This window comes from Bifidobacterium sp. ESL0784 (assembly GCF_029433295.1).
GTDB lineage: Bacteria > Actinomycetota > Actinomycetes > Actinomycetales > Bifidobacteriaceae > Bifidobacterium.
The window spans coordinates 653,257-666,311 of record NZ_JAQTHV010000001.1; the positions used below are offsets into that span (position 1 = coordinate 653,257).

General features: G+C 58.6%; 11 protein-coding genes and 1 pseudogene. 3 read left to right on the top strand and 9 right to left on the bottom strand.

The genetic code is table 11. The features are described 5' to 3' along the window. Positions 1–81 precede the first annotated feature (81 nt). The 7 genes from PT279_RS02540 to radA all read right to left on the bottom strand — a co-directional run bounded on the left by PT279_RS02540 (position 82) and on the right by radA (position 8,557). Entirely contained in the window at positions 82–999 is a 918-nt protein-coding gene (locus tag PT279_RS02540; protein WP_277165089.1) for an amino acid ABC transporter ATP-binding protein, read from the bottom strand. Next, entirely contained in the window at positions 996–1,853 is an 858-nt protein-coding gene (locus PT279_RS02545) for an amino acid ABC transporter permease (RefSeq protein WP_277165091.1), read from the bottom strand. The genes PT279_RS02540 and PT279_RS02545 overlap by 4 nt, the downstream gene beginning before the upstream one ends. 133 nt (positions 1,854–1,986) lie before the next feature. Next, positions 1,987–2,865 carry an ABC transporter substrate-binding protein gene (locus PT279_RS02550; protein WP_277165093.1) on the bottom strand — a complete coding sequence of 293 codons (879 nt, stop codon included), beginning with the start codon at positions 2,863–2,865 and terminating at the stop codon, positions 1,987–1,989. Between the two features lie 229 nt (positions 2,866–3,094). Then, positions 3,095–4,483 carry an amidohydrolase family protein gene (locus tag PT279_RS02555; RefSeq protein WP_277165095.1) on the bottom strand — a complete coding sequence of 463 codons (1,389 nt, stop codon included), beginning with the start codon at positions 4,481–4,483 and terminating at the stop codon, positions 3,095–3,097. Positions 4,484–4,649: 166 nt separating this feature from the next. Beyond that, positions 4,650–6,167, bottom strand: a complete 1,518-nt coding sequence (locus tag PT279_RS02560) for an adenosylhomocysteinase (RefSeq protein ID WP_277165097.1) — start codon at positions 6,165–6,167, stop codon at positions 4,650–4,652. Between the two features lie 7 nt (positions 6,168–6,174). Next, positions 6,175–6,954 (bottom strand): cupin domain-containing protein, encoded by a 780-nt coding sequence (locus tag PT279_RS02565; RefSeq protein ID WP_348519359.1) that lies wholly within the window; start codon positions 6,952–6,954, stop codon positions 6,175–6,177. A 178-nt stretch (positions 6,955–7,132) separates the two neighbouring features. Further along, positions 7,133–8,557 (bottom strand): DNA repair protein RadA, encoded by a 1,425-nt coding sequence (radA, locus tag PT279_RS02570; RefSeq protein ID WP_277165240.1) that lies wholly within the window; start codon positions 8,555–8,557, stop codon positions 7,133–7,135. 172 nt (positions 8,558–8,729) lie between these two features. On the opposite strand from radA, the gene PT279_RS02575 reads away from it, so the two are divergent. The 3 genes from PT279_RS02575 to tpx all read left to right on the top strand — a co-directional run bounded on the left by PT279_RS02575 (position 8,730) and on the right by tpx (position 10,434). Beyond that, a complete protein-coding gene (locus tag PT279_RS02575; RefSeq protein ID WP_277165101.1) occupies positions 8,730–9,350 on the top strand; it encodes a hypothetical protein in 621 nt (206 codons plus the stop codon). 149 nt (positions 9,351–9,499) lie between these two features. Further along, positions 9,500–9,589 (top strand): AURKAIP1/COX24 domain-containing protein, encoded by a 90-nt coding sequence (locus PT279_RS02580; RefSeq protein WP_004268639.1) that lies wholly within the window; start codon positions 9,500–9,502, stop codon positions 9,587–9,589. A 338-nt stretch (positions 9,590–9,927) separates the two neighbouring features. Next, entirely contained in the window at positions 9,928–10,434 is a 507-nt protein-coding gene (tpx, locus tag PT279_RS02585) for a thiol peroxidase (RefSeq protein ID WP_277165103.1), read from the top strand. 202 nt (positions 10,435–10,636) lie between these two features. Here the strand turns inward: tpx and rpiA are convergent, their stop codons facing one another. Both rpiA and PT279_RS09250 read right to left on the bottom strand, forming a co-directional pair. After that, positions 10,637–11,335 (bottom strand): ribose-5-phosphate isomerase RpiA, encoded by a 699-nt coding sequence (gene rpiA, locus PT279_RS02590; protein WP_277165105.1) that lies wholly within the window; start codon positions 11,333–11,335, stop codon positions 10,637–10,639. 1,030 nt (positions 11,336–12,365) lie between these two features. After that, positions 12,366–12,962 (bottom strand): annotated as a pseudogene (locus PT279_RS09250) (ribonuclease H); the annotation flags it as partial. Between the last annotated feature and the right edge of the window lie 93 nt (positions 12,963–13,055).

Consider the following 13,055-nt stretch of genomic DNA (forward strand, 5'->3'; position numbering starts at 1 on the left):
GAGCGCTGATGTGATTACGACGTTTTCGTTATCAATCTATAGAAATACCCGTGTAAATGGATACGAATCTCGGCTGACCGCTCACACCTCGCGGAAATGGCTGAAGAACTCGCGCGTGTCGGGGTTCTGCGATTCCTCCATGACCTCTTTGGGCGTGCCGTTCTCGGCGATGACGCCCTGCCGGAGCAGGACCACACGGTCGGCGGCGTGGTGGGCGAATTCCATCTCGTGGGTGGCCATCAGGATAGTGGTGCCGCGTTCCTTCAATTCGGTGACCATCTCCAGCACTTCACCCACAAGCATCGGGTCGAGTGCCGAGGTGATTTCGTCGAGCAGCAGCAGTTCCGGGTCGGTCATCAACGCGCGTGCGATGGCGACGCGCTGCTGCTGACCGCCGGAAAGCTGATCGGGATAGGCCTTGGCCTTGGCGTCCATACCAATGCGCTGCAACAGCTCATGCGCTTTGGCTTCGGCTTTTTCCTTGGGCCAGTGGTGGACCTTGATGGCACCCAGCGTCACGTTCTTGATGACGCTCATATGCGGGAACAGGTTGAATTGCTGGAACACCACGCCGATGCGTGCGCGCGACTTGTCCGCGTTGACGCGCGGGTCAGTGATGTCGGTGCCGTTGAGCCAGATCTGGCCGTCGTCGACGCGTTCAAGCAGGTTGATGCACTTCATCAGCGTCGATTTTCCGGAACCGGAAGGCCCCAGAAGTGCCACGACCTCGTGCGGGTTGACGTCGAAGGAGATGCCTTTGAGCACTTGGTTTTCGACCTTGCCGTTGCGGTAGGTCTTCTTCACGTTGTCGAGGTGCAGTACAGGCTTGATGATGTTGGCGGAGGTGGTGGTGACTCCGACTGTTTGCGTATCCTGCCGCTGCGATTGCGCCGGAGCGCCTTGGCCTTGCGTCTGTGTGTTGTTTTCGCTCATTGGTGCCTGGCTTTCAGGATTCGATGCCGAAACGGATTGATCGGATTGGTTGCCGTTTTCGCTCATACCACGCCCATGCCCTGCTCGCGGCCGCGCAGACGCTTGGAATACCAATCATTGAGGAGGATGAAGGGCACGCTGGTGCAGATGAAGAGCACACTGGCCACGACGTAAGGGGTGAAGTTGTAGGTCTGCGCCACGCTGATCTGCGCCGCTCGCACCGCGTCTACTGCACCGAGTGTGGAGATCAGGCCCGCGTCCTTCTGCATGGAGATGAAATCGTTCATCAGCGCGGGGGCGACGTTGCGCAGCGCCTGGGGGATGATGACCATGCGGATGGTCTGGCCGCTGGTAAGCCCCAGGGAGCGGGCGGAGGCGCGTTGCGAGGGGTGCACGTCCTGGAATCCGGCGCGCAGGACTTCGCCCACGAAAGCCGCGTAATCAAGGGTGATCGCGATGGTGCCGAGCACGGCCGCGGGGATGCGTCCGAAAATATTGAGGCCGGGAATGCCGAAACCAATCAGATAGAGCAATACGATCATAGGGATGCCGCGCATGAACGTGGTGTACAGTGTGGCCAGCGCACGAAGCGGGAAAAGCAGCGGCGAGGTGCTGATGCGGATCATGGCCAGAAGGGTTCCCAGAATCGCCACGCCGATGGTGGCGAAGAACAGCACTTCAAGGTTGAGCCACAGGCCTTTGAGCACCGTTGGGAAGGACTGGACGAAATACTTGCCCGAGAAGAACGATTCGCGCACGTTCGGCCAGCCGGGGGAGACCTTGAGTCCGATGACGATCAGCGCGGCGAGAACAAGGGTGCTGACGATGCTGATAGCGACGGAACGGAGGTTCTGGCGGCGTAGGTAGCCTTGGCGCTCAAGCTCGACGGCGCTAATGTTTTGTGTTGCAGTCTGCGTCATTCATGACCAATCTTGTATGAGGAATCGAGGGTCGACGGGACAATTATAGTGTGACCCTTTAACCGGCGAAAACGGCGGTGCCGAAGTCGGTTAAAGGGTCACGCGAGTGGGAATTTGTTGAGATTTCCGGCAATCAGTTCTTGAGCATCGGAATATCGGTGGTGTATTCCTTGAGCCACTCGTGCTGCAGCTTTTCGATGGTGCCGTCCTTCTGCAGGGCGTTGACGGCCTTGGTGACGGCCGGCGTGAGCTTCGAGCCCTTCGGCAGGACGATGCCCATGCCGTCCTTGTCTTCGGAACCGGGGATCTGGCCGACCACCTTGGCGTTCTTGACCTGCCCGCTCTGCACCATGTAGACGGCATCGGGGGTGTCGACGACGAGCGCGTCGATTTGGTTGGAATCCAAGGCCTGAGCCAGCGCCGCGTTGTCGTTGAAGGTCTTGACGTCCTTCTTGATCTTGGAGACGGTGAAGTCATAGCTGGTGGTGCCCACCATGGAGCCGATGGTCCCGTTTTTGAGGTCGGAAAGCGACTTGGTGTTGGCGTACTTTCCGTTTTTCAGGACAACGACAGCCTGCGTCTCGTTGTAATAGCTGGGGGAGAAGTCTACGGCGTTCTTGCGTTCGGGGGTGATGGAGAACTGCTGGATGTTCATATCCCAGTCCTTCTGTGCGCCCGGCGCGACGGCCTGGTCGAAGGTGGTGCGCGTCCACTTGACCTGCGACTTCTTGAAGCCCATCTTCTCGGCCACCGCGTAGGAGACCGCCGCTTCGTAGCCCTTGCCGGTCTCGGGCTTGTCGCCGATGACCCAAGGTTCGTAGGTGGGCTGGCCGGTGCCGATCGTCAATGTTCCCGGCGTCATGGTCTGTTGGGTGATGTCGTTTGAATTGGCGGAGCTTGCCGTATTGCCGGATTTGCCGGAACCGCAGCCTGCGGCGCCCACGGCCAGCATGGCGACGCTCAGTGTGGCGGTGAGACCGCGGACAAGGCGTTTGGAAAGTGGCGATGACATAGTTGATGACCTCTTGCTTTTGTGGAAATCTGAATACCATATAAACCCTACCGATAAGCATGAATGTTGCTCTTGCGGCAGGCCTGACATCTGTATCATAGCATTTATCAACTCTTTCAAAGATGCGGACACACGCTTTGATAATTTAGATAATCGATAACGTGTTATCGAATATTCGAAAGAGACGGCAGGAGACTTTTGAACATGACTGCCGGGGCGGCTATGTAAGTTAGAAAACGTTGTCGTTATACGTGACTCTGCCGGAAATCACTGTCGCGCGATTGTGCCCAGCACCGTGTCGCACCAGCTCGTCGAGCGTGTGCTCGATTTCGCGCGGGGTGTGGGTTTCGACTGGCATATCGATGAAGGCGAGATCGGCCAGCGCACCGGCGTTGATCTGCCCGATGCGCTGGGCGCCGACGTGCATGCCTATCGATTCCGCCCCGCCCAGCGTCATCATGCGGATGATGCGGTGGCTCAGATCGTCCTTGGCATAGCCCTGCTCGCGGGCGATGGCATAAACCATGGCGGCCTCGTCGAAGAGGTCGAGGCTGGGGGAGCTGGAAAGCGAGTCGGTGCCGATTGAAAGGATGTTGCCCTCGTCCATATAGCGGCGGATGGGCGCAGCCTTGCCGGTATGCGTGATTTCGTTGGAGCGCGGGCACAGGGCCACGGCTACTCCGCGCTGACGCAGGATACGTCGGTCTTCGCGGTTGGCCCAGACACCGTGGGCGATATGCACGTCGGGCCCCAGCGAACCTAGGCTGTCGACGAACTGGATGGCCGAAGCCCCCCTGCCGTGCTTCTTGAGCTCGAGGTAATTGGCCCAGCGCTCGTCGCTCCAGTCTTTGGCGGTGTAGGTCGTGAGAATCGCCGGATGCGAGCCGGCTTCCAGCGGCGTTTCGGCCAGGTGGATATGCAGACGCATGTTGAGGCGGCGGGCGATGTCGGGCAGGTCGATGAACGGCTCGGCATCGAGGGTGTAGGGCGCATGCGGGCTGATGCCGATATTCGGCAGGTTGAGTGCTTTGAGCTTGGTGAGGCTTTCCTTGAGCGCCTTCTTACCGTGGTCCTCCCAGTCCTGGTTGTGCCAGTTCATTACCTCCCAATAGGCGATGCCATGCAAGCCCTGCGAGGCCAGCGCCCCCGCCGCCTCGATGTCGGTGACGATGTCAGCGGCTGCTGTGGTGCCGCTTTGAACCAGTTGCCGTGCCCCGGCATAGGCCCACTGCTGCCACGGCTTGGTCTGCTCGGCCTGAGTATAGACCTTGTCGAACGCCAGCTCCCAGCCGTGGAAGTCCTGGTAGTGGCCCTGCCCGACGCTCGACATACCGGTGTATTGCAAATGGGTATGTGCGTTGACCAGCCCCGGCATCAACACACCGTCGAAATGCCGCTCAACTACTTTGGCCGGATCGATTCCCTCTTCCTTGAGCTCGCCAAGCACCCAACGCCGTGTGCCGACGTGCAGGACCCGTTCGCCGAGGATAGCCACCGCGCCGTTCGGGATGACGGGCGCAGTCACGGGGATCACGAGCTTCGCCGAGTACAGATACACGGTCTTCTCGTCGGTTTGGCCGTTCTTGGTAATGCCGATGGAGGTGGGGGACAGATTCATAAGTCGCTTTCTTGCTTTGACGCCGGCAACGATTATCTCATAGAAATCGTGGTGTCATTTCAGGGTTGCACTCACGGCAAGGTGAGCGACGATTTTCGTGGCCGTTACTGAGGACGACTCAAGTTTTTCGGGTCGGGAATCATCCTGCTCATTGTCCAGAGGCGTATCAGTCCTGCATCACGTCGAAACGGGTGGTCTTCCAGCTATAGCCGTTGTCGGCGATTGCGTGGCTGGCTTGGTAGCCGCGGACTTGCAAAGCGATACTGGCGATTTTGCGGTCGGTGGCGGCGTCGAGACGGATGATTTGGTTCGGCAGATTCCCCCGGTTGCTGATGAGATGGGCGACCGCGCTCAGCTGGACGGCGAAGCTCAGATCCATGATCTCGATGGGATTGCCGCCGCCGGCCGTGTAATTGACGCCGTCGCCTTGTGCAAGCAGCCGGAGTTCAGGGCCGTCGGGGACTTGGATGGCTGTGATATCGAGTCCGGGCTGGTGATGGAACGAGGGGATATCGTCCAGCGCGATTTCGTCGGCGATGCCGCCGATGACCGCAAGTACGGCGTTCGGCTTCATCAAATGCAAGTGTTCGAGCGCAAGCGTGTGTCGCACGCCGGTAGCGGAGACGGCCATATCGGTTTCTGGCAGCGCCTCGTTGATATTGGTGGTAGGAAAACCTTCGAATACAGCCTTAAGACAGGCCACCGGATCGGTGTCGCAGATGGTGACGTGTGCGCCGAGCGCCCGTACGCGCAGGGCGAAGCCGCGTCCGACCGGCCCGTAGCCGATGACGGTGAGGTTCTTGCCTGCAAACCATTGCGTGCCGAGGATTTCCTGAATGGTGGTCACACAGGTCTCGCCGGTGCCGTGGGCATTGTCGAACTCGGTTTTGAGGGCGCTGTCGTTGACGGCGACGACGGGGTAAGGCAGCGCGTCGTCGTCCTGCATGGCCTGAAACGCGCGGACGCCACTGGTCGTCTCCTCGGCCACGCCGATGAGGTTCCTGACGATTTCGGGGCGCTCGCGGGCGGCGAGACGTGCGAAGCTGGCGCCGTCGTCGATGATGATGTTCGGCTTGAGCGTGTCCAGAAGCCGCAGTGCGCCGTCGTAGTATTGGGCAGAGGTCCAGTCGTTTTTGGCTTCCACCACGATGTCTTCGGCACGCAGCTGTTCGGCCACGCGCTCGTCCACCCCTCCGGGTTCGCAGCACACGCCGACCTGCGTGCCCGCCGCTTTGAGCTCACGCAGCAGCACGGCGGTTTTGGGCTCGAGAATCAGGCAGGTGGCGATGCGAATGCCGCGGAAATCGACAGTCTTGGCGAGTCGCTCCATTAGTTTGTGTGTGACAGGCATGTGTGCTTGTGCGTAGTCCATCGCGTCAAGTCCGCTGGCCTTGCGCATGTCCTTAAAAGGCGCGGTGTTTCCTGCGCCATCGTCATACTCATGGATTCCGGAGGTTGGAACATATGGATAGGCGAATGGGACGTCGTCTCTTGTGGTGTCACCCTTGACGACGTTCATGCCCCAAGCCGCGGCTTGGTTGCGAAGCAGGGCGTTGCTTTTATCGTTTTCATCGTGCGGCTCGTCAATCACCAGGTTTGCTCCGGCCAACGATTGGTTGGTATGCTGCGAAAACGTTTGTGCCCATGAAGCAAAATCACGATAGGGATGATTGGCAATCTTCATTTTTGTCCTATTCAAGCGTGAAGCCGTCGAAGGTGAAGCCCGGGCTTACCACGCAGGAGACCAGTGCATCGCCTTTACCGGGCACGGTACGCTGCCAGCAGCCTTCGGGTATGACCACCTGACCGATCGGTTCCGATGAGGAATCGAATGCTGGCGCATTGGCCTGGGGCGTGGTGCCGGTCGCGGCCGGATTGACCGATGCCATTCCCTGCCCGAGCGTATAGAGCGTGCGGCCGGATTCGTCGGCTGGGGCGTCGCCATAGCCGCCAAGTTCAAGACCGACGGTGGCCGGCCCATGCCAAAGCCAGATTTCGGTGGCGTCCACCTTGTGCCAGGCGCTTGCGTCGCCCTGAGCCAGCAGGAAATAGATCAGCGAGGCCAGAGGGCGGCCTTCCGTCGCCTTCATCGATTTCAGGTCGGCCTCGGTTACCGCATAAGTGCTATCGGAATCCGCCGGTGTGATGGTGATGCCGGTAGCATCGGAATCCATTGATGCGCCTGTAGTGCTGATGCCGCGCTGTGCGTCCCCGCGTTCCGCAGCCTGTTTCGTCGCCGTTCCCGCCGCGGCCTGCAAGCTCAGCCAGGTCTGCCGGTACCAGCCGCCCTCGGGATGCGCCTCAAGATCCAGCGCCTTGACCATGTGCTGCGCGTACTCGCTCATATTTTCAAATGCAACGCTCATTGCCTTGTCCTTTGCAGAAGTCGAGTGGAGCTTGTTGAAGTCTTCACTCATATGATTCAATTCCAATTTGCCTATTGAGACGATTCTAGCAATTTGCCGTGGCATGAAGCGTGGCAAAAGCCGGAGGGTTCCATATTTCTTGTCTTGTTGCGGGGTGAAAGCACTTGGAAAACGTCAAGGATTTTCGCCGACGGTCCTTGCCGTATCAGGATTTTGCGAACTCTTGTGCCGTGCTCGGCGAAGTCGCCATTGGTGTTGTTTCGGCTTTTAAAAACCGCTGCGACTATCTTCCTTTGGAAACGCCCAGCGCATCGAGGGCATCGCGCAGGGATGAGACCTCTACGATTTCCAGGCCTTTGACGGCCTTGATGCCGCGACGGCCGCGATGGGTGGGGACCACGGCTCGGGTGAAGCCTAGGCGCGCGGCCTCGTTGAGGCGATGGGAAAGCTGGGGGACAGGACGCACCTGACCGGTAAGACTGATCTCGCCCATTGCGCAGGTGGTGCGGGCGATGGGCTTGCTGGTGGCGGCACTTGCCAGCGCGGCGACGATGGCGAGATCGCAGGCCGGCTCCTTGGCTAGTCCGCCGGCGATGGTCGAAACGTAGAGATCGTTGGCCAGAAGATTCACGCGGCCATGGCGATACAAGACAGCCGAAAGCATGGCCAGACGATTAGAATCAATGCCGTTTGTATTACGTCTTGGTGTCGGCAGAACGGATTTTGTGACGAGCGCCTGCACTTCGATCGGCAGGCTGCGGTGGCCGTCGAGCGTGAACGTGACGCAGGTGCCTTCGACCGGTGCGTCTTCTGTGGAAAGGAACAGTCCGGACGGGTCGCTGACTTCCTCGATGCCCTCGCCGCTCATGTCAAAGCAGCCCACTTCGTCGGTGGGGCCGAAACGGTTCTTGGCCGCGTGCAGCAGGCGCAGCGCGGTCTGCGCGTCACCTTCGAACTGGCAGACCACATCCACCAGGTGTTCGAGCGTGCGTGGGCCGGCGATGGAGCCGTCCTTGGTGACGTGGCCGACCAACATGACCGGAATATCAAGCGTTTTGGCGGTGTCGATCAGAGCGCTGGCCACTTCGCGCACCTGCGTGGAGCCACCGGAGATGCCATCAACGTCCTGCGAAACGATGGTCTGCGCGGAATCGACGATGGCAAGGCTTGGCTTTTCCTGCTCGATCAGGCCGAGCACAGTCGCGAGATCAGTGGTCGAAGCCAACAGCAGATTGTCTTGCAGAGCGTTGATGCGGGAGGCGCGCATGCGCACCTGCGCCTGCGATTCCTCGCCGGAAATATAAAGGACTGATTTCTTGGGGTTGTTTCGTGCCACGTTGCCGGCGGTTTCCAGTAACAGCGTCGACTTGCCAATACCCGGTTCGCCGGCGACCAAGACGACCGAACCGGGTACGATGCCGCCACCCAGCACGCGATTGAATTCGTCGAAGCCGGTGGGGATCCTCTTGACGTTGTCGGTCGAGATTTCCGTGATCGGTTTGGCGGCGGCGCTGCCGGCGATGACCGCGGAACTGGCCTGTGTGCGCGAGGTGCGTCCGGGTGCGGCGGTGCGAGACGCGGCGGCGGGCCGTGCTTCGTGGAACTCTTCTATGGTGCCCCACGCATCGCATTCGGGGCAGCGTCCGTACCATTTCACGCCGTTCCACCCGCATTCCGAGCAAACGTACTGTGTCGCATTCTTAGCCATGATGCCGACGCTAGCCAATTTCGCCGACAAGGGCAAGTCCTTTCAAGGTTTTGATCCGGGCGGTCGGCAGAATACGAATGTTCTGTTCACCCTTAAAACGTTGTAATTCAAGCGAGACGGGACAGTCTGTCCGATAATAGCAGCGTCAGCACGATGTGAAATAATTACAGCTATGTCGACTCAACAAAGGTATTCCTCTTCCCATGGCAAATTGATTACGGTCGTGGTCGCGGCTGCGGTGGTAATCATCCTTGCCTTGCTTTCGGCGTTTGTGTGGCCGGGCTGGGCGATGAACAAAGGGGCCAACGAAGAACAGAAGCAGCAGCAGACGACGTCGGTCAAGCCTGAGCCCACCACGCCAAGCATCAAGGCCAAGGAATTGCCGCAGGATGCCACACCGCTGCTCAAGGCGATGCCCGACAACGTTCTCAATTTCGCTCGTACTGAGGCCGCCCCCAGCGCCAACTGGACTTCCGCCTCTCCGCTCGAGGAGTATACACTCACGTATTCGACCGGGAATATGGCCAAGGATGTCACGCTCGTAGTGGCGCAATGGTCCGGCAATGATACGGCGAAAACCCAGTATGACACGTTGACCGGTGCGCTGAAAGGTACGGATGTGGCCAGCGGCGATGTCAAGGTCTCCGGCAACGCCACGGGCAAATACGTGGTCAAGGCCAGCGGCAATAAGAACAAGAGCGCTACGGCCGTCTGGCAGAACGATACCGTCGTCTTCCAGGCCACAGGTCCCAAAGATTCGATTCAGCGGTTCTATTCCAAGTTCCCGCTCTAGGCCGATATTTCGCAACCATCGTGTTGAACGTTCGATGTAACTTGTTCGTTGCGCGATTGCCGAAAATTGGCTCCATGGCGTTTTAAGTCGGCAAGAGCGAGTAAGATAAGTCAAGTTGCAAACTTACTGTCAAGGATTGGAGGCTTCAGATGGGTTCTGTCATCAAGAAGCGCCGCAAGCGGATGAGCAAGAAGAAGCACCGCAAACTGCTGCGTAAGACTCGTCATCAGCGCAAGTAGTATAAAGCTTTTCATGGAAGGTCCGGGGTCGTTCGGCTCCGGGCCTTTTGTTTTTTCTTTTCGCGGGTCTGGGCATTGTTCGGCCTGTCGCCGGCTTGTTGCTGTCTATGGGCGTCGTTGCAATAGGCTTCGCATTTTGTCTGCTTGATACTCCCTTCTTTGCTTCGATGGCTTTCAAGGTAGCTTTCGCTTTGATAACATCTGTCTTAAGGCGTTTGGTTTGTGTTGTCGCCGACCATTGTCCGTGTGGATGTCGCAATCGCGTCAGATAATGCCGGACGCTTGGCATAGAGCGCAAAAGACTGGCGTACCTGCCTTTGCCGTGGCACCATGAAGGTATGGCACAAATAACTTTGGGTGGTGCGCCCACTCGCACCGTAGGAACTCTTCCCGCCGTCGGCTCCAAGGCCCCGGCTTTCTCCATCGCCGATGGCGATCTCAACGATTTCGGGCTCGACAAATTCGCCGGCCGCAAGGTCATCCTGAACATCTTCCCCTCACTTGATACCGCGACCTGCTCAATGTCGGTGCGCAAGTTCAACAAGATGGCCGAAGATCTGGACGATGTCACCGTCATCTGCATTTCCAAGGATCTGCCGTTCGCCCAGGCCCGTTTCTGTGGTGCCGAAGGCGTCAAGAACGTCGTCACCGGTTCCGCCTTCCGTTCCTCATTCGGCGAGGACTACGGTGTGACCATTGCCGACGGCGGTATGCGTGGTCTGCTCTCGCGCGCGGTCGTCGTGGTCGACGCTGACGGCAACGTCGCGTACACGCAGCAGGTCCCCGAGATTCACGACGAGCCTGATTACGACGCCGCCCGCAAGGTGGTCGAGACGCTGAAGTAGCGGAACATACTGAGATATGCGCTAAACGCGACACTGAGTGAGTCTGAGCGTCGTGTTTAGCGCATATTCCCCGTCAAACAAGTATGAATTCGGTCTGACGAGGTGGAAATACAAAACCGCACGCAATGCGAATCAAGCAAATTGCGTGCGGTTGTTGTTTATCGGACTAGATCGGCCAAAGTCGGCCGAGGTTTTATCGAACTCAGTTCTCGGAAACCGTGAGAATGCGCGGACCGTTGGGGTTGCCGACGATGACCTTGTCCACGCGGTTGAGGAAGAGGCCATGCTCCACCACGCCGACCGTGTTGATGAGGTCTTCGGCGAGGTCCTGCGGGTGGTCGATGCGCTCGAGGTGCAGGTCGACGATGTAGTTGTTCTCATCGGTGCGCACGTCGGTGCCGTCGGCGTTCTTGCGCAAGACCGGCTTGTAGCCCTTGCCTTCGAACTTCTTGATGACATGGCCGGCGCCGAAGGGGATGACCTCGACCGGCAGCGGGAACTTGCCGATGGTGTCCACCACTTTGGACTCGTCGACGATCCAGATGTTGTAGTTGGAGTTCTCGTTGACGATCTTTTCCCAGAGCAGCGCCGCGCCGCCGCCCTTGATGCCGTTGAAGTTGCTGTCGACCTCATCGGCGCCGTCAATGGTCAGATCGATATGGTCCACGTCGTCGATGTCGACGATCTTGATACCGTAACCTTCGGCCTGCTTGGCCGTGCGGCGGGAAGTCGTCACGCCAGTGAACTTGAGGCCTTCCTCCTGTGTGCGGCGGCCAAGTTCATCGACCAAAAAGCGCACGGTCGATCCGGTGCCAAGGCCCGCGATCATGCCGTCTTTGATGAACTTTGCGCCTTCGATGCCGGCTGCCTTTTTTAGTGCGTCTTGTTCGTTCTTATCCATTGATACTCCTTATAAAAGGTCGTGTTCAAAAGTCATAGCTTCGTCGTTTAGTGACGAGTGTCACCTTCCATAGTATCGGTGTTCCGATACTTTTATTGTTGTTCGGATTTTGTACGTTTTCTCATTTTTTGCCGGAATTGTTCGCGATGAGGAACGGGGCATTGCTCAGCACAATCGTGCCGTCGCCCGCCACATCCCCATCGATGACGACAACCCCGCGAATGTGGCGCGGACGTCCATTGTAGGTCGGGCTGGTTTGCGGCGCGGGGAAGAAGCGCAACGGGCCGCTCAAGCTCAGACCGCTGGGCAGATATGAAGGTGCTGGATTTGTTTCTGCCTGCACGGCCTGCTTCGGCCCAGGCTTACCGGAAGTTTCCGGCGGTTTTGGTGCAATGGCGGTCGTCGCGTCATTGTTTGCCTGTCCAGATTCCTGTGTATTTGCGCAATCATCGGATACGCCGTTTGCCGCTTTGTTGTCAGCATCACCGTCGGTGGAATCGTTTTTGCGCCCGTTATCTGATGCCGCGCTCATCCCATCCGTTTCATTGTTCTCTGCAATGGTGTCAGCGGTCGGTTGCTCGGATACGGGAGTGGAATTCACGGCTGGCGGTTCGGGTTGCTTGGCAGTGCCATCACTTCTGTCTTCGGGAATGGTGATGTCATCGCCGACCGGGGACGCGCCGAAATCCGGATGGGAGCGCACCGTCCGGCCGATGGTTGAGGATTCGCCCGCACGATGATTGTCTTGGTCATGACGATCGTTGCCATCTGAGGGTTCGTCGTTCTCGGCTGCGCGATGATGCGCGACTATCGGCTTGCGCTCGTTGAAATCGTATTCGGGTACGCCTTCAGGTTCCGCAAGTCGTTCGGCCAGTGTCGGTTTGTGGGAGGTTTGCTTTGCGGCCCTTTCGTCACCTGCGATTTGCTTTCCATTTGGTTCATTGCGGTTCGGCGTTGTGTTTCCGGTGTCTTCGGAATCGTCCCGATTATCACTGTCGTCATCGCCCGACTCAGCCCCGCGTCCGAGATGGTATTGTTCCTCGGTGATTTTGCCGTCGAGGAGCATTCTTGCATCGGCTGGGATATCCACGCCCTTAGCATATGGCGAGGCGAGCAGCGACTGCCAGCCTTCCAGCGGCAGATAGCCGTCTTTCACTCCGCTGCGCGCATCGCCGGAATAGGTATGGGCGAGGTCATCGACCTTCTCGTTGCCGGGATTGCCGTTGTGGCCCTTGACCCAGACGAATTTCACCGGTCCTTCGCGCCGGTTGATTTCCACGTCGATGGCTTTGATCAGTGGCGCGTTTTTCACCGGCTTTTTCTGCGAGTTCTTCCAGCCGTTTTTCTTCCAGCCCTTGACCCACGTGGTCGAGCAGTTGATGGCGTACTGCGAATCGGTTTCGATGGTCAGCGGCTCCGCGCCTCGATGCGCTCGCAGCGCTTCGAGCACTGCGCACAGCTCGCCGATCTGGTTGGTGCCGTTGGTGGCGCCGCCCGCGTCGCTGTCGCCGTCGTGCTGATGTCCGTCCGTCCTTGCTGCGTTGCTTGCGTGATCCGCCCAGGCCCAGCCCATGGGCCCGTTGGGGTTGCCGAGTGCGCTGCCGTCCGTAGAAACCGTAATAGTCATGACTACCAGCCTACGTTTTGCCGGCGAAATCGGAACTGGCAATAGCGATACTGATTTGTATTTTTAAGACTCCACAATTTCAGCATTTTAGAG

Coding starts and splice junctions, on each gene's coding strand:
- PT279_RS02540 (WP_277165089.1), bottom strand. CDS start 999: ATGAGCGAAAACGGCAACCAATCCGATCAATCCGTTTCGGCATCGAAT.
- PT279_RS02545 (WP_277165091.1), bottom strand. CDS start 1,853: ATGACGCAGACTGCAACACAAAACATTAGCGCCGTCGAGCTTGAGCGC.
- PT279_RS02550 (WP_277165093.1), bottom strand. CDS start 2,865: ATGTCATCGCCACTTTCCAAACGCCTTGTCCGCGGTCTCACCGCCACA.
- PT279_RS02555 (WP_277165095.1), bottom strand. CDS start 4,483: ATGAATCTGTCCCCCACCTCCATCGGCATTACCAAGAACGGCCAAACC.
- PT279_RS02560 (WP_277165097.1), bottom strand. CDS start 6,167: ATGAAGATTGCCAATCATCCCTATCGTGATTTTGCTTCATGGGCACAA.
- PT279_RS02565 (WP_348519359.1), bottom strand. CDS start 6,954: ATGCCACGGCAAATTGCTAGAATCGTCTCAATAGGCAAATTGGAATTG.
- radA (WP_277165240.1), bottom strand. CDS start 8,557: ATGGCTAAGAATGCGACACAGTACGTTTGCTCGGAATGCGGGTGGAAC.
- PT279_RS02575 (WP_277165101.1), top strand. CDS start 8,730: ATGTCGACTCAACAAAGGTATTCCTCTTCCCATGGCAAATTGATTACG.
- PT279_RS02580 (WP_004268639.1), top strand. CDS start 9,500: ATGGGTTCTGTCATCAAGAAGCGCCGCAAGCGGATGAGCAAGAAGAAG.
- tpx (WP_277165103.1), top strand. CDS start 9,928: ATGGCACAAATAACTTTGGGTGGTGCGCCCACTCGCACCGTAGGAACT.
- rpiA (WP_277165105.1), bottom strand. CDS start 11,335: ATGGATAAGAACGAACAAGACGCACTAAAAAAGGCAGCCGGCATCGAA.